Origin of the sequence: Bacillus sp. MYb56 (assembly GCF_002976445.1) — a bacterium.
GTDB classification, from domain to species: Bacteria; Bacillota; Bacilli; order Bacillales; family Bacillaceae_G; genus Bacillus_A; species Bacillus_A mycoides.
Genome location: NZ_PCOH01000035.1, coordinates 25159 through 45157, shown reverse-complemented (window position 1 = coordinate 45157; position 19999 = coordinate 25159). Strand labels below are relative to the sequence as shown.

15 protein-coding genes and 1 pseudogene are annotated in these 19999 nt (G+C 35.2%); 1 reads left to right on the top strand and 15 read right to left on the bottom strand.

All coding sequences use genetic code 11. From position 1 onward, the window contains the following. Window positions 1-68: 68 nt before the first annotated feature. The 4 genes and pseudogenes from licT to CQ058_RS26845 all read right to left on the bottom strand — a co-directional run bounded on the left by licT (window position 69) and on the right by CQ058_RS26845 (window position 3286). Complete coding sequence (gene licT, locus CQ058_RS26860; RefSeq protein ID WP_105590066.1) at window positions 69-911, bottom strand: BglG family transcription antiterminator LicT; 843 nt, start codon at window positions 909-911, stop codon at window positions 69-71. A gap of 420 nt (window positions 912-1331) precedes the next feature. After that, window positions 1332-1834: pseudogene (locus tag CQ058_RS26855) on the bottom strand (DUF3902 family protein). Between the two features lie 37 nt (window positions 1835-1871). After that, complete coding sequence (locus CQ058_RS26850) at window positions 1872-2192, bottom strand: ArsR/SmtB family transcription factor (RefSeq protein WP_002190479.1); 321 nt, start codon at window positions 2190-2192, stop codon at window positions 1872-1874. A 185-nt stretch (window positions 2193-2377) separates the two neighbouring features. Further along, on the bottom strand, window positions 2378-3286 hold the full coding sequence (locus CQ058_RS26845) for a DMT family transporter (RefSeq protein ID WP_002192704.1): 909 nt from the start codon (window positions 3284-3286) through the stop codon (window positions 2378-2380). A 394-nt stretch (window positions 3287-3680) separates the two neighbouring features. Here CQ058_RS26845 and CQ058_RS26840 point away from each other — a divergent pair, with 394 nt between their 5' ends. Next, window positions 3681-5069, top strand: coding sequence for an aminotransferase-like domain-containing protein (locus tag CQ058_RS26840; protein WP_002190481.1), 1389 nt, complete (start codon window positions 3681-3683; stop codon window positions 5067-5069). Window positions 5070-5110: 41 nt separating this feature from the next. Here the strand turns inward: CQ058_RS26840 and mutL are convergent, their stop codons facing one another. The 11 genes from mutL to rny all read right to left on the bottom strand — a co-directional run bounded on the left by mutL (window position 5111) and on the right by rny (window position 19752). After that, the gene (gene mutL, locus CQ058_RS26835; protein ID WP_002033700.1) at window positions 5111-7054 is read right to left on the bottom strand and encodes a DNA mismatch repair endonuclease MutL; all 1944 of its coding nucleotides are present in this window, start codon (window positions 7052-7054) and stop codon (window positions 5111-5113) included. Between the two features lie 8 nt (window positions 7055-7062). After that, a complete protein-coding gene (gene mutS, locus CQ058_RS26830) occupies window positions 7063-9735 on the bottom strand; it encodes a DNA mismatch repair protein MutS (protein WP_105590065.1) in 2673 nt (890 codons plus the stop codon). Window positions 9736-9915: 180 nt separating this feature from the next. After that, window positions 9916-10458 (bottom strand): outer spore coat protein CotE, encoded by a 543-nt coding sequence (gene cotE / locus CQ058_RS26825; protein WP_002014610.1) that lies wholly within the window; start codon window positions 10456-10458, stop codon window positions 9916-9918. A gap of 128 nt (window positions 10459-10586) precedes the next feature. Beyond that, entirely contained in the window at window positions 10587-11018 is a 432-nt protein-coding gene (locus tag CQ058_RS26820; protein ID WP_002033698.1) for a YlbF/YmcA family competence regulator, read from the bottom strand. Window positions 11019-11021: 3 nt separating this feature from the next. Continuing rightward, window positions 11022-12551, bottom strand: a complete 1530-nt coding sequence (miaB, locus tag CQ058_RS26815; RefSeq protein ID WP_002190483.1) for a tRNA (N6-isopentenyl adenosine(37)-C2)-methylthiotransferase MiaB — start codon at window positions 12549-12551, stop codon at window positions 11022-11024. Between the two features lie 433 nt (window positions 12552-12984). Next, window positions 12985-13851 (bottom strand): 2-oxoacid:ferredoxin oxidoreductase subunit beta, encoded by an 867-nt coding sequence (locus tag CQ058_RS26810; protein WP_002088040.1) that lies wholly within the window; start codon window positions 13849-13851, stop codon window positions 12985-12987. Continuing rightward, window positions 13838-15595 carry a 2-oxoacid:acceptor oxidoreductase subunit alpha gene (locus CQ058_RS26805; protein ID WP_002014603.1) on the bottom strand — a complete coding sequence of 586 codons (1758 nt, stop codon included), beginning with the start codon at window positions 15593-15595 and terminating at the stop codon, window positions 13838-13840. Before CQ058_RS26805 ends, CQ058_RS26810 begins: the two co-directional genes overlap by 14 nt. Window positions 15596-15822: 227 nt before the next feature. Then, the gene (locus CQ058_RS26800) at window positions 15823-16746 is read right to left on the bottom strand and encodes a dipeptidase (protein ID WP_002190484.1); all 924 of its coding nucleotides are present in this window, start codon (window positions 16744-16746) and stop codon (window positions 15823-15825) included. 59 nt (window positions 16747-16805) lie between these two features. Then, window positions 16806-17066: a stage V sporulation protein SpoVS gene (gene spoVS, locus CQ058_RS26795; RefSeq protein ID WP_000404341.1), complete on the bottom strand. Its 261-nt coding sequence runs from the start codon at window positions 17064-17066 to the stop codon at window positions 16806-16808. Window positions 17067-17215: 149 nt separating this feature from the next. After that, window positions 17216-18010, bottom strand: a complete 795-nt coding sequence (locus tag CQ058_RS26790; protein ID WP_002014601.1) for a TIGR00282 family metallophosphoesterase — start codon at window positions 18008-18010, stop codon at window positions 17216-17218. 179 nt (window positions 18011-18189) lie between these two features. Beyond that, window positions 18190-19752 carry a ribonuclease Y gene (rny, locus tag CQ058_RS26785; protein WP_002111330.1) on the bottom strand — a complete coding sequence of 521 codons (1563 nt, stop codon included), beginning with the start codon at window positions 19750-19752 and terminating at the stop codon, window positions 18190-18192. Between the last annotated feature and the right edge of the window lie 247 nt (window positions 19753-19999).

Here is a 19999-nt window from a genome sequence, read left to right as displayed (position 1 = left end):
TAAACACTCTTCATTTATATTGTATTTCACGCTTGACATTTCATAGTTGGTCTTTAATGTTCTTTTACCTATCTACTCGACTCCCGAACTACCTTTGCTACATGAATAGTCAAATAAATCATTTCATTTGAAGTTAAATAATGTCCGTATTTCTTTTGGATAAATAGTTGAATCTTTGAAACACATTCAAACTCCTTCACATACTTATTTTTAATAATCTCAAATAACTCTTCATCAGATTCATCACTGTATGTGCTATTCTTAATTAGCCGGGAAGCGAAAAACTTTAAATAGCTAATAAAACGATAAAAGGAAACCGATTCTTCTATAATCTCAATACCAAAATGAACCCTTACAATTGTCAGCACTTCTTGAATCAACTGTGTGATCTCATGTACGATTGGCTGTTCTTTATGCAACTGAGCGTTTACAATATGAAAAGCAATAAAACCCGCCTCATCATCAGGTAAACGAATGTGCGTCTCTTTTTCAATAATATCCAGTGCTTTCATTCCAATATTAAATTCATCTTTATAAAATCGTTTTATTTCCCATAGCAGTGCATTTTTAATCTGAATTCCTTCTTTAATCCTTTGAATTGCATTATGCGTGTGATCACTCAATGAAATATAAATACCTTCATTGAGTTTTTTACCTAATTTTCTTTGAGCATATCCAATAATTTCATCTGAGAGTTTCATATGCTCAATGGGTATGTTATTTAGCAGTTCTTGTAATTTATTAGATATATCTTGATTGGCTATGCGAAAAATTTTGTTTACCTTACTTTCATCAATCACATCACCTTTTGATTTTTGATAGCCTATTCCTTTTCCCATAACAATTATCTCTTTTCCATTTTTATCCTCCGTAATAACGACATTGTTATTTAGATTCCTTTTAACTTCCATATATTTCACTCCAATCAAGGATATTTTAGTATGGATTCATCATATATTATTCCGATATAACATAAAAAAGCCCATCCATTAAAATGCATAGAAGTACCTAAAAACTTCTCTGCACACTAATGAATAGGCTTAGCTTGTATTAAAACAATTACTACCCAATTCCATTGATATACGTACATAATAGCCTAAATTTAAAATTTCGTCAACGCCGTTAATAGCACAAATCTACAAAAGGAATACTACCGACAAATCGTCTTAATCTGTACGCCTAAGTTTCTGAAAACCTAAATAACCCCGAAATTTTGATGTTGTTGTTTGAAGTGTTGTATTTTCTCCCTATAATGATTTAAAACCTTTGATACTTGTTATATCGAATTTTAGAATTGAGTCTGAATAAGTATGGAAAGGTTTAGGCGAAGATTAATTCCCTGTACTACTGTTTATGCAATTTCCAATAATAGTTAAAACTACTGGATATAATACTGGTCCTAAAGTAAGACAAATGTTTAAAAGCATAATAATTTTATATAATGGTTTATAATTTTGATTACTACGATTCACAAATATTAAAGTCGCTAATGTTACTATTGTAATTACATGTAATAACAAAATTATTAACCAATAAATATCATTATAGTAAGATTCCATTTTCCTAGTAGTTGGTATGCTATACCCACTATTATTCCTAATACAGCAGCATTAAAGGAAATAAACAAAGTTCTTTTTAGTATTTTAGGAAATATTGTGTAATATACTTTTTTATTATATAAATCTATTAAAATTGCCAAAGATAGATATGCCAGTAATACTCCTATCCAACTTAAGACCCAATCTTGATTTCCTTTTAAATTAAATAGAAGAAAAATTATCCCTCCTACCGCAAAAATTAAGGAGATGATTATGTTATTTAATGCTGATTTCATGATGCTTTCACTTCCTTAAACAATTTTTTATCTTGTATTACAGGATTTTACGAATAAAGCAGTCTAACTGTTTAATTACTTTTTCATTTCTGCGATAATAAGACCACTTGCCCACACTTTTATTCTCTAGAAGGCCACACCTTTGCAGCAATGACAAATTACGAGAGGTCGTTGATTGAACTAAACCTATTTTATTTTGTATATCCCCTGCACAAACTCCTCCTGGAAAGTCTTCTCCTCTTTGATTAGGAAATTGAGGAGGAAAGTTTTTTTCTGGATCTTTCAGTAATTGTACTATCCTCAATCGAGTTGTATTTGATAATGCCTTAAATAAATCTGTAAGTTGTTCATCACTCATTACTTGTTAATCCTCCGTAAATTTCAATTTTCTTTTCATTTATAACTAAATACGTTTAAAAACTCATGTATTAATGGCATAGTAAATATTCAATATTTGATTTGTTTAAATTTCATTTTCAACAATTGAATTTTTGATTCTGCTTCTCACTGAAATTATTAATTAGCTTTCAAAAAATTGTTATCTTATTTATGAAGTATATGCTTTTCGTATTGTACTTCTTTCTTAACTAAAGGATCACTTTTACCAATAATTACACAGATGACAACAATAAAAGCTAAGAAAATTGTTAACCATGTAATAGATTCACCTAAGAATAAAACAGAAAAACCAATCATTAAAAATGGCTGTAAATATTGCAACTGACCAACTTTTGCAATACCACCTAAAGACATGCCGCCATACCAAGCAATATAAGCTAAAAATTGACTTACGATGGCTAAGTAGAATAAACTAATCCAGGCTTCTATAGGTGCTTGGAGCATATCACTGGATATACTTAGTTCAACAGGAATTATAAAGAATGGGGCACCAATTAAATTCGCCCATGCGATTACTTTCCAACTTCCAAACTCCTTTGAAAGTTTTCCACCTTCTGCATAGCTTAATCCGAGAATTAATACAGCTGCTATTAGTGCTATATCAGCCATTTGTAATTGGCCTAAGCCTAAGTAAAAGGCATAAAGAATAACTGTTATCGTACTAATACTACTCGAAATCCAATAACGCTTAGAAAGTCTCTCACCTCCACGCCACATTGCAAATCCAGCTGTCGCAAGTGGTAGTAATGCCACTTCAATCGCTCCATGTGATACAGGTAACGATTTCATAGCGAAGGTTGATAATAACGGAAAGGCTAGTACAGTACCGATAGCTACAATCCATAGGCTTTTTAGTTGGTTTTTAGTTGGTAATTTTTCTTGTTTTTTAATAAAAATAATACCAACAATTATTGCTGCTATAACCGCTCTGCTTAACCCAACAATTGTCGCACCAAAGTAAGGTACGGCGGTTCTTGTTGCAGGTAGTGTTAGACTAAAACAAATGACACCAATAAATCCTAGAAGCATTCCTTTTCTTATATTATTTTTCATTCGATCCTCCCTTTAAAGGTACATAAATACAACCTTCTAGTCATAGTTAAAATAAGTAAACTAATTTAATATGATTGTAATTGAAATCGAATATTTTCTATATAATAGAATTTAACATCTGTCATGGTACAGATTCCAAGGAAAATGTATGACGATACAATATAGAATAATTGAAGCAATAAATAATATGACACTTAAATATATCGATGTTTAAAAAATAGAAACATATAATTTTAGTTTCTGTTCAATTCCCCCTTCACAAGTACATAAATGTACTTCATAATCATTATTAAACTGTTTAAGCTGATTAAATTATGATTGTAATTGTTATCAGATTTTTTCTGTACAGTAGAATTTCTTATCTATCATGGTACAGATTGCAAGGAGAATTTATATGATTTCAAAATATAGAGGTATTTTAGTATGGTTGAAACAACAAATAGAAGGTAAGCAATTTAAAGCAGGAGATAAATTACCTTCTATCCGAACACTGGCTGACCAATTTCAATGTAGTAAAAATACGGTGGTAAAAGCATTATTTGAATTAGAAAAACAACATATTGTTTATCCCAAACCTAAAAGTGGTTATTACGTAGTAGATACACACTTAATACCTGATGAAAATGAAAATATTGATTTTTTATCTGTAGGTCCAGATGAACGAACCATGCCGTATGAAGATTTCCAGCATTGTATCAATAAAGCAATTGAGCATTATAAAACACAAATCTTTGCTTATAGTGAGCCGCAAGGGTTATTATCGTTAAGAAAAGAGTTAGTAAATTACTTACAAGATTCACAAGTATTTACGAAGCCTGAGCGACTTGTTATTACTTCCGGATCACAACAAGCGTTAAATATACTATCAATAATGCCATTCTTAAACGGAAAGAAAAAAGTATTAATTGAGCAACCTACCTATTATGGTATGATAAATACCTTACTGCTAAATCAAAATGAGATACTTGGAATTGATTTAACAATGGAGGGTATTGATTTCGGTAAACTAGAGTCTTTATTCCGTGACGAAGATATTAAATTCTTTTATACTATGCCAAGATTCCATAATCCACTTGGCCATCATTATACAAATGAAGACAAGAAAAAAATCGTTGCTCTTGCCGAAAAATATGATGTTTACATTGTAGAAGATGATTATTTGGCAGAATTTGATGTGGATTCCAAGGCAGATCCATTATTTGCATACGAACCTAACGGAAGAGTTATTTATGTTAAAAGTTTTTCAAAAGTATTTGTACCAGGATTACGCATCGCAACAGTTATACTCCCTGAAGCGATGGTTGATCAATTTGTACAATATAAATTTATTGCTGATTTCAATACGTCGACACTATCACAAGGCGCTTTAGAAATATATATAAAAGGTGGAATGTTACATTATCATATTGATAATGTAAAAAAATTGTACATTAATAAAATGACTATCTTATTAAATGCTTGTTCATCTTATTTACCAAGCTATATAAAATTTACTAAGCCAAAAGGTGGTTTGTATCTTACTATTTTCTTACCTTCACATATAAACATTGACAAGCTGATTCATTCGTTAAAAGAAAAACATATTTATGTAGATAATGCATCTAGAATGTATTTAGAAGGAAACAAACACAAGGTAATCCGGATAAGTATCTCTCAAGTAAATAAAGATAAAATAGAATATGGTATTCGGGAATTGGCAGCTTGTATAGTAGACATGGTGGAAAAGAAAAAGACAATAGAATATGGTATTAATCTTAATGTGAAACTCAAAAAGACACCTTAAAATAAGGTGTCTTTTAATGTTTCACATTAAAGAGTTTAACCCTACATAACCCTCTTAAACATCTTCTCCAACTCATAAGTAGAATGATGCACCAGAATCGGTCTTCCATGCGGACATGTATATGGATTTGTTGTTGTACGAAGTTCTTCAAGTAAAGCGAATATTTGATCGTTCGTTAAATATTGATTTGCTTTAATCGATGCTTTACAGCTCATCATAATAGCTGCTTCTTCACGTAATTTTTTAATATCAACTTTTTTTAGTTTGACGACTTGCTCCATCATCTCATCAATGATTTCTGTTTCTTGTCCTTTCGGGAACCACGTTGGATGCGAACGAACGATAAAGGATTGATGGCCAAACTGCTCTAAAAATAGTCCGACTTTTTTTAGTTCTTCTAACTGCTCTTCGACACGTAAAAATTCGGTAAGAGATAAATCTATGCGGTACGGTACAAGTAATTCTTGTACTTCTTGCGTAACTCGTCCCACTTTATCACGGAAATATTCATAATTGATGCGCTCCTGCGCAGCATGCTGATCAATCATATATAGCCCGTTATCATTTTGAGCGAAAATATATGTTCCGTGCATCTGTCCAATTGGATAAAGCGGCGGTAAGTCATTACCGTTCATTTCAATCTCTTCTATCTCCCCGACTTCTTCTTCCAATTCCTCTAATTCAAAATCGTCATCGTTGCTAGTCCATTCCTTTTCCTCTCGAACCGTTTCTTCTATTACCGGCTTAGAGGATGGCTGCCAGCTTTGCTCTTCTCTTACGAGTGACTGTGGTGGTTGCCATTCTTGCTTCGGCGGTTGCCACAGTTGTGCTGGTTGTTTTACAGTCGTTGTTTCTTCTTGTTTCTCATCCATTCCTGTTGGTAAAACGATGTTAGGCATAGATGATTCTCTCGGTTTTGTATGCTCAAACTTGAACTGTTCTTGCACACTTTCATCTTTTTCTTTTTTCTTCGTTGTTACACCAGCATCTGGAATGAGTTGTATTTTTTTGAATGCAGCTTGCAATGTTTCTTCGATAAGCTTTAGCAATTCTTGTTCTTTACTAAAGCGTACTTCTAATTTTGCTGGATGTACGTTGACATCAACAAGCATTGGATCCATTTCAATTGATAAGAAGCCGATTGGGTATCTTCCGATTGGCAATAACGTATGATATCCTTGCTGAATTGCTTTCATTAATACGAAATTTCGAACGTAACGACCATTTACAATCGTTGACATATAGTTACGCGATGCTCTCGTTACTTCTGGTAATGTTACATATCCTTTAATTGTAAAGTCTAGAGACTCAGCTTCAATCGGAATAAGCTTCTTCGCAACTTGAATGCTGTAAATCGATGCAAGTACTTGTCTTACATCACCGTTTCCTGATGTATGAAGCAATTTCTTTTCATTATGAAACAGTTTTAACGATACTTCTGGATGTGACATTGCAATACGATACACGATATCTGTAATGTTCCCAAGCTCTGTATGAATCGTTTTCATATATTTAAGGCGCGCTGGTGTATTAAAAAATAAGTTTTGTACAGTAATATCTGTTCCTTTTCGGCTTGCCGTTTTCTCTTGTTTTATAATGTCTCCACCTTTAATACTAAGGTGTGTACCAGGCGCATCACCTGTGCTCGTAATTAACTCTAATTCACTCACTGAGGCAATACTCGGCAGGGCCTCTCCGCGGAAACCGAGCGTTCTTATACGAAATAAATCATTTTCATCTTTAATTTTACTCGTTGCGTGTCGTTCAAATGCAACGATACAATCTTCTTCAGCAATACCATCTCCATTATCGATGATGCGAATCTTCGATAATCCAGCTTCTTCTAAGTGGATTTCAATAGATGTACTATTCGCATCGATGGAATTTTCCACGAGTTCTTTTACAACTGAGGCAGGGCGCTCTACTACTTCCCCTGCCGCAATTAAGTTAGAGAGTTGATCATCGAGTTTGCGAATTTTCCCCATCTACTTACTCATCCTTTCTTTAACTTTTTCTGTAAACGATACAGTTCATTCATCGCTTCTAAAGGCGTCATATCGAGTAAATCAATCTTTTTAATTTGTGCAAGTACTGCCGTTTCTTTTGCATCTAGAACTGACTTGTCTTGTTTTTTCGAAGACTGTTCTCCACCAAAGAATGATAATTGCGATTCTTCCTCAGTCTCTACTTTCGTCTCTTGTATTTCTGCTGGTTCTTCTTTTACAACAACTGGTTCTGGAGCGACTTCTGGCACTTTCACTTCTACTCGTTTCGGAATAACAATTTCTTCCTGTCCTTCTAGTTGTGCTAACACTTCTTTCGCGCGAGCGATTAAGCTCTCTGGAAGCTCGGCAAGTTGAGCAACGTGAATTCCGTAACTTTTATCAGCCGCTCCATCTTGAATTTTATGAAGGAAAACTACTTTTCCATTCTCTTCAATTGCTGAAACATGTACATTCTTTAGTTGGTCTAAACTTTCTTCTAACACTGTTAATTCATGATAATGTGTAGAGAATAATGTTTTCGCACCAATTTGGTCATGAATATGTTCAATGATTGCTTGCGCAAGTGCCATACCATCATACGTAGATGTACCGCGTCCAATTTCATCGAATAAAATTAAACTTCTCTCTGATGCATTTGCAATTGCATTTTTCGCTTCTAACATTTCAACCATAAATGTACTTTGACCTGAGATTAAATCATCCGCTGCACCAATTCTCGTAAAGATTTGATCGAAGACAGGTAATACTGCTTCTGTCGCTGGTACAAAACAACCAATTTGTGACATAACAGTAACAAGTGCTAATTGTCTCATATACGTACTTTTACCAGACATGTTCGGTCCTGTAATTAAAAAGACATCCATCTTCTCCGGCATAATACAATCATTCGGTACATACAATTTCCCGTTCAATACTTTTTCAACGACAGGATGACGACCATCTTTAATAAAGATTTCGCGCTTATTTGTTAAAACAGGTTTTACAAACTGCTCTTCTTCACTAACTGTCGCAAAGCTTTGCAGTACGTCTAGTTCACTAATTACTTTCGCTAAATGCTGTAATTTCGGAATGAATACTTTGACTTCTTCGCGAAGCGCTGTAAATAAATCGTATTCTAATTGTACAATTTTCTCTTCTGCTTCTAAGATTAATGTTTCTTTTTCTTTTAATTCATCTGTTATGAAACGTTCAGCATTTGCAAGCGTTTGTTTACGCTCATAGCGCCCTTCTGGAAGTGCTGCAAGATTAGCCTTCGTCACTTCAATATAGTAGCCGAAAATACGGTTGTACCCAATTTTTAATGATTTAACCCCTGTAATATCACGCTCTCGTTTTTCAAGCTCAGCAATCCACGTTTTTCCGTTTTTACTAACGTAACGATATTGATCAAGCTTATCATTATAACCATCTTTAATAATATCTCCATCTTTAATAGAAAGCGGTGGGTTTTCTTGAATACTTCTTCCCAGTAATTCAGTTAAGCTCTCACATGGATCTGCACCTTGAATTAACCTTGCTGCATAAGCATTATCTAACAGACTAATCGCTTCTAAAATAGCTGGTACTTGCAGTAAAGAACGTCTTAATTGTAATAAGTCCCGTGCATTTACATTACCAAATGCAACTTTCCCTGCTAAACGCTCTAAATCATATACTTCTTTTAACTTTTCTTTTAAATCTTCACGTAAGAAGTAATCATTTACAAACGTTTCAACCATTTCTAAACGCTCTTCAACTTTTTCTTTCTGGATAAGTGGACGTTCCATCCACTGTTTTAACATACGCCCACCCATAGCCGTTTTTGTTTTGTCTAATAGCCATAATAATGAGCCTGTCTTTTCCTTCGTGCGAAGAGTCTCTGTTAACTCTAAATTGCGTTTTGAATGCACATCAATTTTCATAAATTGATTCGTGTAATAAATTTCTACTGGTTGCAAGTGATCTAACGAACGTTTTTGTGTTCTTATCACATAGTTAAATAAGCGTCCAATTGCTTTAATTAATTTTGCTTGGGAAACACTTTTCACAAGATGTTCTAATCCTTCTGGAATAGTTGTTGTATCTTCATACGAAATCGTCATTTTTAATGTTTCAGTTAACTTATTTAATTCATCTTTTGAAAATGTAGAATCTACAACAATTTCTTTTGAACCAGTCGCATACACTTCTAATAAAATATCTTCTACTGAACCAGTTAATAATGTCACTGTATTTTGTCCAGTCGTTAAGTCATTACAAGCTAGCGCATAAGATCCATCTTCGAAATGTGTTAATGCTGCTAAGAAGTTATTCTCCTTCTCGTCTATTGTACGCCCTTCCATCATCGTTCCTGGCGTAATTAGTTGTACTACTTCACGACGTACTACACCTTTAGCTGTTTTTGGGTCTTCCACTTGCTCACAAACAGCTACTTTATATCCTTTTTCAACAAGTTGTTCAATATAATTTTTAGCTGCATGATGCGGTACACCACACATCGGTATACGTTCACTACTACCACCATCTCGGCTCGTTAATGTAATTTCAAGTTCATGAGCTGCTTTAACCGCATCTTCAAAGAACATTTCATAAAAATCACCTAATCGGAAAAATAAAAAGGCATCTTGATAGTCTCCCTTAACCTTTAAGTATTGCTGTATCATAGGCGTATATTGCGTCATGTCTTTCCTCCATAATTCTTACATAATAATCTATATTCATATATGTCACACTTCACGGACATCCATATCTCCTATTCCAGGAGTCTTTCCTCATTATAGCACATTTCATAAGGAATCATGTTGATGCAGAACCACTTATGTACTGTAAAAAGCTAGGAAGAACTTCTCCCTAGCTTTCTCTTACTCTTCTTCTGCATCGACGATAAAGTTCGGATCTAATTCTTCAAACTCATCATCATCGACTTGGAAATCCTCGTCTGATTCTACGCAACCTTCAGGATTTACACTTACACAAATTTTCGTTTCCCCAACTACTTCTGTTACAAATTCACGTTCTACCGTCACAACAATTTTATTACCATTTGGCGATACAAGAGCTTCTAAACAATTTGGCGGCTGAATTACACGAGCGATAATTTCTAAATCGTCACCAGAGAAGTTTTTATCACGATACCCAATACTTACTTCATCATTGTAGTTAACACGTTCTGTTACAACTTCAGTCTTTGTGTTTCCATCAAATGAATACCAAGTGTTTACATCATAGAAACCTTCAATTTCCACATGTTTTCCATTCTTTCTCGCTTCGTACGAATGGTTAATTACCCAGCACCCTAAAATACTTGTTGGCTCATTATTCGATTCACATGTATGCGTTGACTTTGTATACTTACGTCCTTTTCCAACCACTGCTTTTGTAATAATCTCTCTAAATTCGGACATTCGTAACCCTCCTCAATCACTATTCACTTAATCATATGCGTGACAATAGCGGAATGTGTCATTCTTTTTTTTGAGAAGAATTTCCGATATAACCCACTAAAAAAAAGAGATGTCAATAAGACATCTCTTTAACAACCACAATTTCCTTTTTTACTTTCTACTGCTGCACCAGTTTCACCCTTCAACACATCGCCGCCAGTTGAAACTAATATTTCATCTGTTACATTGTTAGAAATGGTACTAGCAACTAGCTGTAGTAAGTCATTTACATACGTTTGTGAAGATTTAAACTCCTGTACAACTGGGATATTATCTAACTTATCTTGAAGTGCATCAATTTCAGCTTCTACTTTTTTCAAAGCTTCCCATTTCCCATAATGTTGCAAGTTTACTGCTTGTTTTTGCAAAGCTTTTATTTCATCAATTGCTCGCTTTACATTTTCATTTTTATGAATTTGTGCTTCTGCTCGCTTAAAGAAATCGACTTCTTCTGTTTCAGAGATCATTTTCGCTAATTCTTTCGCTTGCTCAACAATTTCATCTTTCGTATATACTTTCATCTATTATTTCACCTCAATCGGCTCCTTAACCAATTCCCCGTTAAGAGACCAAGTTTTTGCTTCCGTTATTTTTACTTTCACAAGCTGACCAATTAAAGATTTTGAAGCAACAAAGTTTACAAGTTTATTCGTACGTGTATATCCCGCAAGTACTTCAGGATTATTCTTACTTTCTCCCTCAACTAATACTTCTACAATTTGACCTATATAACGCTTATTCTTATTAACTCCATATTCATTCACTAGTGTATTTAAGCGTTGCAATCGCTCTTTCTTCACTTCCATCGGAACATTATCTTGCATTTTTGCAGCTGGTGTACCTTCACGCGGAGAATAAATAAATGTAAATGCCGTATCAAATCCTACTTCACGATATAACGACATCGTCTCTTCAAACTGCTCATCCGTTTCATTTGGGAAACCAACGATAATATCAGTCGTTAGCACTGCATTCGGAATGGTTTCTTTAATTTTTCGTACAAGCTCTAAATAGTGTTCTCGCGAATATTTACGCGCCATAATTTTAAGCATATCTGTACTACCAGATTGAACCGGTAAGTGGATATGTTCTACTAGGTTACCACCTTTTCCAAGAACATCAATTAAATGATCATCAAAATCACGTGGATGACTCGTTGTAAAACGAATACGCGCGATATCGATTTTACGAAGTTCATCCATTAAATCGCCAAGACCATATTGTATATCTTCAAAGTCTTTACCGTATGCGTTTACGTTTTGTCCAAGTAACGTAATTTCTCTATAACCGTTCGCAGCTAAATGGCGAATTTCTTTAATAATATCTTCTGGACGTCTGCTACGCTCTTTTCCGCGTGTATACGGTACAATACAATATGTACAAAACTTATCACAGCCATACATAATATTTACCCAAGCTTTAATATCACCACGACGTACTTTCGGAAGGTTTTCAATTACATCCCCTTCTTTTGACCAAACTTCAACTACCGTCTCTTTTGAGAACATTGCGTCCTTTAAGATATACGGTAATCTATGAATATTGTGTGTACCAAACACCATATCTACATGCTGATTTTTTTGCATAATTTTATTTACAACAGATTCCTCTTGAGACATACAACCACATACACCAATTATAAGATCCGGATTTCTTCGCTTTAATGATTTTAAATGACCAAGTTCACCGAACACTTTATTTTCAGCATTTTCACGAATTGCACAAGTATTTAATAAAATTACATCTGCCTCTTCAGTTGAAAAGGTTGGCTCATATCCAAGTGTTGTAAAAATCCCAGCCATTACTTCTGTATCATGCTCATTCATTTGACAGCCATATGTACGGATGTAAAACTTTCTTCCTGCGCCAAAATCGCGAAACTCTTCAGGTAGGCCAAAATCTCTTTCAATTTTAACTTCTTCTTTCCCACGCTTTTTCGCCAATTTCAAGGAAGGTGGTTGGTATACACTTTCAAAGTATTTACTATAATCTTTCTCTTCTTTTTTCGTAGAGGAATTTGCTTGTCGACTTGCTAATCGTTGTTGCTCGTTCATCGGTAATCTCCTTTCACCCTTAACTATACACACACTCTGTAGTCCATTTTAATGCGCTTAGACCCATCTCAATGATGTTAGATAGTATGAGAGATAACTTGCCCTTTGAAACTTGAGTAATCGATCTAATCATCCGTAAGAATGAAGTCTTCCCCACACAAATAGACATTCCCTTTTTATTATTTCATCTTGTCCTACCCAAAAGTATATTGCTTTATCCCTATACACATTATCATAGTATAGAGCCTTTAGCCAACTTTAACGAAGAAGGCTTCTTATCCTATATTTCATTTCACAGTTATTGAACATGCTATTTTTATACAACGATTTATATATTATTTTATCATTCTGAATTTTCTAAGTAAACAAATCTATTAATTATTTTTATTCACTCAAAAAGAAGGTTACCAAGCGGCAACCTTCTCTCCGATCATTACATAAATTCAGCAACAAGCTCATCAAACATTTTCTGATCCATATTCAAATCAGCTTGCACTAAAGGTTTTTCACTATAGTCTTTTACAAGCTCTTGGTAAGAAGGCTGCTTTGTGTTTTGATAAATTAAACCTGTTACTAACCCGTTCTTTTCCATTAATGTTTGCATAGCCATCATGCGGTTAGATGGATCATATCCTTCTACTGTACTTAGTTTCGTTAAATTCTCTTTAAACCAATCATAAGTATTTACTTTATTGTAAGTAACACATGGACTAAATACATTAATTAATGAAAAGCCTTTATGGTTAATACCAGCTTCAATAATTTGCGTTAATTCTTTTAAATCACTTGAAAAGCTTTGCGCCACAAATGTCGCACCAGCTGTTAAAGCCATTTCCATAACATTTAGTGATGGTTCAATTGAACCTTGTGGTGTACTTTTCGTTTTAAATCCAGCTTCACTACGTGGTGAAGTTTGACCTTTTGTTAATCCGTAAATTTGGTTATCCATTACGATGTACGTAATATCAATGTTACGACGAATAGAATGGATTGTATGTCCCATACCAATCGCAAAACCATCACCGTCACCACCGGATGCAATAACTGTTAAATCACGATTTGCCATTTTCACACCTTGTGCAATTGGAAGAGCACGTCCGTGAATACTATGCAAACCATATGAATTAATATACCCTGAAATACGACCGGAACAGCCGATACCAGAAATAACAGCTAGCTCATCTGGATTTAAACCAACGTTAGCTGCCGCACGCTGAATCGCAGCCTGCACCGAGAAGTCTCCGCAACCTGGGCACCAGTTTGGTTTTACACTGTTACGAAAGTCCTTAAATGTTGCCATTTAATACAACCCCTTTTTTACATTCGTTGTAAATCTCTTTCGGCAAGAATGGATTTCCATCGTATTTTAAAAGACTAGAAATTTTCTCACCATTGCCAAGATTCATTTTCATAATGTTAGCAAGCTGACCAGTTGCATTGTTTTCTACTACTACAACACGCTTCGCTTTTTTCACAAGTGGATCGATTTCAGCTGTTGGGAACGGATGAATTAAACGTACATGGGCATGGTTTACTTTCATTCCTTCTTGTTCTAAACGCTGCATTGCCTCTTCGATCGCACCACGAGTTGAGTTAAAGCCTACTAACAATACGTCTGCGTCATCATGCTTAGCATTTTTGTAAATAGGGGTATTAAACTGTAAATTCGCCATTTTACGGAAACGTTTGTCCATTTGATCTTTACGATTTAACGCTGATTCAGATGGTTTACCCGTTTCATCATGTTCTACACCTGTAACATGGTGAATACCATTTTTCATACCAGGTAAAACACGTGGTGAAATTCCATCTTCTGTTACTTCATAACGCTTGAAGTATGCTTTATTTTCACGTTCTGGTAATTCTACTTCTAAATCAAGCTTACCACGACGAATTTCCACTTTATCTAACTTAAGTGGTTCTACTGTTTGCTTTCCTAAAGAAAGCTGTAAATCTGTTAAGAAAATAACAGGCACTTGATATTCTTCTGCTAAGTTAAACGCTTCTACAATATCATAGAAAGCTTCTTCAACTGTACTTGGCGCCATTACGATCTTCGGAATTTCACCATGTGTTCCGTAAATCATAGCCATTAAGTCAGACTGCTCTTGTTTTGTTGGTAAGCCCGTACTTGGACCACCGCGTTGTGTATCAATGATAACTAGCGGTGTTTCAGTAATACCTGCTAAACCAATTGCTTCCATCATTAAAGAAAGACCAGGGCCAGCAGATGCTGTTAATGTACGAACACCAGCGTAGTTTGCACCGATCGCCATTGTACAAGCTGCGATTTCATCCTCAGTTTGGATTACTGTTCCGCCGACTTTCGGTAACTTTTTAATTAAATATTCCATAATTTCAGATGCAGGTGTGATTGGATATGCAGACATAAAGCGAGCGCCACCAGTTACCGCACCAAATGCGATTGCGTCGTTTCCAATCATAAACATGCGTTTCTTACCGTCAGCTTTTTCAAGTTGCATCATGTTTACTTTCTCACCAAGCAATTCTTTCATGTATTGAGAGCCGCGTTTAATTGCTTCCATATTCTTTTGAACGACTTGCTCTCCTTTACGACCAAAGATTTCTTCAACAACCTCTAAATAAGCTGTTTCGTCTAATCCTAATACCGCACTAGATGCCCCAACAGCAACCATATTTTTCATTAAAGATGTGCCTAATTCTGAAGCGATATCTGTAAACGGTATCACATATAGATTTACATCTGTATTATCAGGTATTGTCGGATTAAATTTCGCATCCGCAACTACAATTCCGCCCGGACGTAGTTCGTGGAAGTTAAAATCAATTGTTTCTTGATCAAAAGCAATTAAAATATCTAAATCATCTGAGATCGCGCGTACTTCTGTTGTACTTACACGAATTTTATTATTTGTATGGCCGCCTTTAATACGTGATGAGAAGTGGCGGTAACCGTATAGGTAATATCCTAATCGGTTTAATGCAATACAGAAGATTTCCCCTGTACTTTCAATTCCTTCACCTTGTTGGCCTCCAACTTTCCATGAAAGTTGACTAATCATCTCCTACACCCCTTTTGGCTGCATTCATTGTAGTGTATTTTTTTACAGTATTAGTTTAGCATTTTTTATGCAAATAAACTACAATGGACGCAAATTATGCCTCTTCTGTTTTCCCTGAATCTTTAGTATAATGCTATTTCGTTTACCATTCTAGTATTAGGTCTTAAAAAAATCAATAAATTCAAGTGAATTTATTTTAATTTTTCTGAATCTTTAAAACATATTCTTTAGAACGTTATACAGTCAACAAAATTTTTATACAAAAATCGCTCTACAGTTGATTCATTATACTTTTTATACAGTTGATTCATTATATTTTCATAATCCCTATATACTTCTACACCTACAACAGTTTCTAAAATCCCATCAAAATCAGAACCGAATCCTATATTTTTTTCTCCACCTAATGAACAAATATATTCCACATGCCTTAATATATCTGCTATATTCGCTTGTCTTTCATTCGTTAAAAACTGCGGTACGAAAGTAATACCAATAATGCTATTTTTCTTTATAAGGGCTCTTATTTGTTCATCGGTTAAATTGCGTGGATGCCCACAAAGTTGATAACAGTTTGAATGAGATGCAATTGGGTTTTTAGCAATTTCAATAACATCCCAAAAGCTTCTTTCATTTAAGTGAGACACATCGGTCCATAAATGTAACGTATTAAGTTCTTGTACAACTTGTCTACCAAATGTAGTTAAACCTGCTCCACGTGCCTCTAGCGCTCCATCAGCTAACAGATTGGCATAGTTCCATGTCAATCCAAAGGAACGTACACCTAAGCGATAAAACAAACGTAATTTCATCGCTTCTTTTCCAATTGCTTCGCATCCTTCTAATGTTAATAATGCTCCAATCTCGTCCTGTTTTAGCATGTTAATATCGTTTTTTGTCTGAATAAACTTCATTCCTGGTAGCGATAGAATTTCATTATGAAAAATATCTATCATTTGCAGCGCAACTTCAAAACGCTTTTCATACGCTACTGTTTCTGGTATATATATAGCAAAGCATTGTATACTTCCTTTTCTTTTCATTAATTGTTCAAATGTAATATGTAATTGTGAATCGTTTTGAAAGTCTTTTTTTCCCTTTGCACTCCATAACTGAAAGAGTACATCGCAATGTGCATCAAAAATTTTCATTTTCATTCCTCCATTACAAAAACAACCTGTTTGCATACATGCAAACAGGTTGTTTCAACTTAACGAGGTTCTACAATTAATTTTATCGCTGTACGCTCTTCACCATCAATCATAATATCTGTAAACGCTGGGATACAAATCAAGTCCAAACCGCTAGGCGCTACAAATCCTCTTGCAATTGCTACTGCCTTTACCGCTTGGTTCAATGCACCTGCACCAATAGCTTGAATTTCCGCTGTTCCGCGTTCGCGAATAACACCTGCAAGTGCACCAGCTACAGAATTAGGGACCGAAGTTGCTTTAACTTTTAATATTTCCATTCCGCGTTTCCTCCTCGTTTCTATAAAAAGTAATAGCAATTATTTCACTTTAACTTATATTCACGAGGAATGGCACGTATTCCTGCTAAATTTCTGTAATTTTTCTAAAAAATTAAAATATAACGAATTCTCTAACTTTCTGTTAAAAATCAGTCAAAAAATGGCTGGTCATCATTAATTAAAATGCGCTCAATTTTCTTTGCTTTCCCTGTATTAGGATCCACATCAATTAACACTGCACTTAATTGTGTTCTACCATTCGTCACTTCAAAACGCACTGGTAAGTTCGTTAAAAACTTCTTCAATACCGCTTCGCGATCCATACCTAAAATCCCATCATATGGGCCTGTCATACCAACATCTGTAATATAAGCTGTTCCGCTTGGTAAAATACGATTATCAGCTGTAGGAACGTGTGTATGTGTACCTACTACCGCTGTAGCACGACCGTCTACATACCAACCTAACGCCTGCTTCTCACTTGTTGTTTCAGCATGAAAATCAACAAAGATAATGTTTGTACGTTTTTTTGCAATACTGATTAACTCATCCACTTTACGGAATGGACAATCAATTGGAGGAAGGAAAGTACGTCCTTGTAAGTTAATAACTGCAACTTCTGTTCCATTACAATTTACAAAGATAAGCCCTTTTCCCGGCGTTCCTTCTGGGAAGTTAGCTGGTCTTGCAAGATATTTTGCATCATCGATAAATTCAAATACTTCACGGTTATCCCAAGCGTGGTTTCCAAGCGTAACCGCTTGTGCCCCGCACTCTAAAAAGTTTCGATATATTTTTTCCGTAATTCCACGTCCACCCGCAGCATTTTCTCCATTAATAATTGTTACTGTCGGTGTATATTTCTTCTTTAATGCCGGTACGTACTGTTGAATCATGTCTCTACCAGGAGATCCTACTACATCCCCAACAAATAATATTCTCATATGTCTTACCCTTTCTATGTACTACATTTTTTATTACCATACTATAACCTTAAAGCTATTTCCTTACAACAGTTACAATTTATCTATTATAAGTTTCTTTCACTTGCATACTGCTCATAAATAATTTTCTTTATTTTACCCAATTCCAACACAAAAAAATAAAGTGGTGTTTCACCACTTTATTTTGCGTATTCCACTGCACGTGTTTCACGAATAACAGTTACTTTAATATGTCCTGGATAATCCAGTTCATTTTCAATACGTTTTCGAATATCACGAGCTAAACGATGAGCTTCTAAATCATCAATTGTATCTGGTTTTACCAGAATACGAACTTCACGTCCTGCTTGAATTGCGAAAGATTTTTCTACGCCTTCATAAGACTCTGAAATTTCTTCTAACTTTTCAAGACGACGAATGTAATTCTCAAGCGTTTCACTACGAGCTCCCGGTCTTGCAGCTGATAATGCATCTGCTGCAGCAACTAGAACTGCAATGATAGAAGTTGGTTCTGTGTCACCATGGTGAGATGCGATACTGTTTATTACAACAGGATGCTCTTTATATTTCGTTGCGAGTTCAACACCAATTTCAACGTGGCTACCTTCTACTTCATGATCGATTGCTTTTCCGATATCATGTAATAGACCAGCACGTCTTGCTAGTTTTTCATCCTCACCAAGCTCCGCTGCCATAAGTCCAGTTAAGTATGCAACTTCCATAGAGTGTTTTAAGACGTTTTGTCCGTAACTTGTACGGTATTTTAAACGACCTAAAATTTTAATTAAATCTGGATGTAAGCCATGAACACCCACTTCAAACGTTGTTTGCTCTCCGACTTCACGAATATACTCGTCCACTTCACGTCTTGATTTTTCGACCATCTCTTCAATACGCGCTGGGTGAATACGTCCGTCCTGTACTAGTTTATCAAGAGCGATACGAGCTGTTTCACGACGAATCGGGTCAAATCCAGATAGAATTACAGCTTCTGGTGTATCATCGATAATAAGGTCAATACCTGTTAACGTTTCTAACGTACGAATGTTACGACCTTCACGTCCGATAATACGTCCCTTCATTTCGTCATTTGGAAGATTTACAACCGAAACGGTTGTTTCAGCAACATGATCAGCTGCACATCTTTGCATTGCAAGAGATAAAATCTCTTTTGCCTTCTTATCCGCTTCTTCTTTCGCGCGAACTTCACTTTCTTTTACCATAACGGCAATTTCATGAGAAACTTCACTTTCCACTTTACCAAGAATAATTGCTTTCGCTTGTTCGCGGGTCAGATTGGAAATGCGCTCTAATTCTGTTTGTTGCTTTTGAACTAACTCTCCCACTTTGCTTTCCAACTCTTCAATCTGTTGTTGTTTCGCTACAAGAGATTCCTCTTTCTTTTCTAACTGTTGCTCGCGCTTATCGAGCGTTTCGTCTTTACGATCAAGGTTCTCTTCTTTTTGCATTAAACGATTTTCTTGTTTTTGTAATTCGCTTCTACGGTCACGAATTTCTAATTCAGCTTCTGTACGAAGTGTATGAATTTCATCCTTTGCTTCTAAAAGCGCTTCTTTCTTAAGTGCTTCAGCATCACGATTCGCTTCGTCTAGAATACGTTTTGCTTCATTAGCTGCACCATTAATCTTCGCTTCAGCAATAGACTTTCGAACAAAAAAGCCAACAACTGCACCGACTGTTGCAAGCAAAATGGAGATGAGTATCCAAACTGTACTACTCATGATTTCACCTCCCCTTGCTATGAATGAAAAAAGACTGTCGGCATGTACATTGAATTACAACGTACAGCAAAGACCGTCGTCCCGCTTTTTTAAGGGACTTTCTTCATTTCACAATTAAAATGTCATATTATTATTTCGGCAAGATTTAAGTCTTACTCCGAATATTACTTCTCTTCTTGAGAAGAGTATATCGTATATAAGAAAAAATATACATTCTCATTGTATCTATCGCAATTTTCATTGTCAA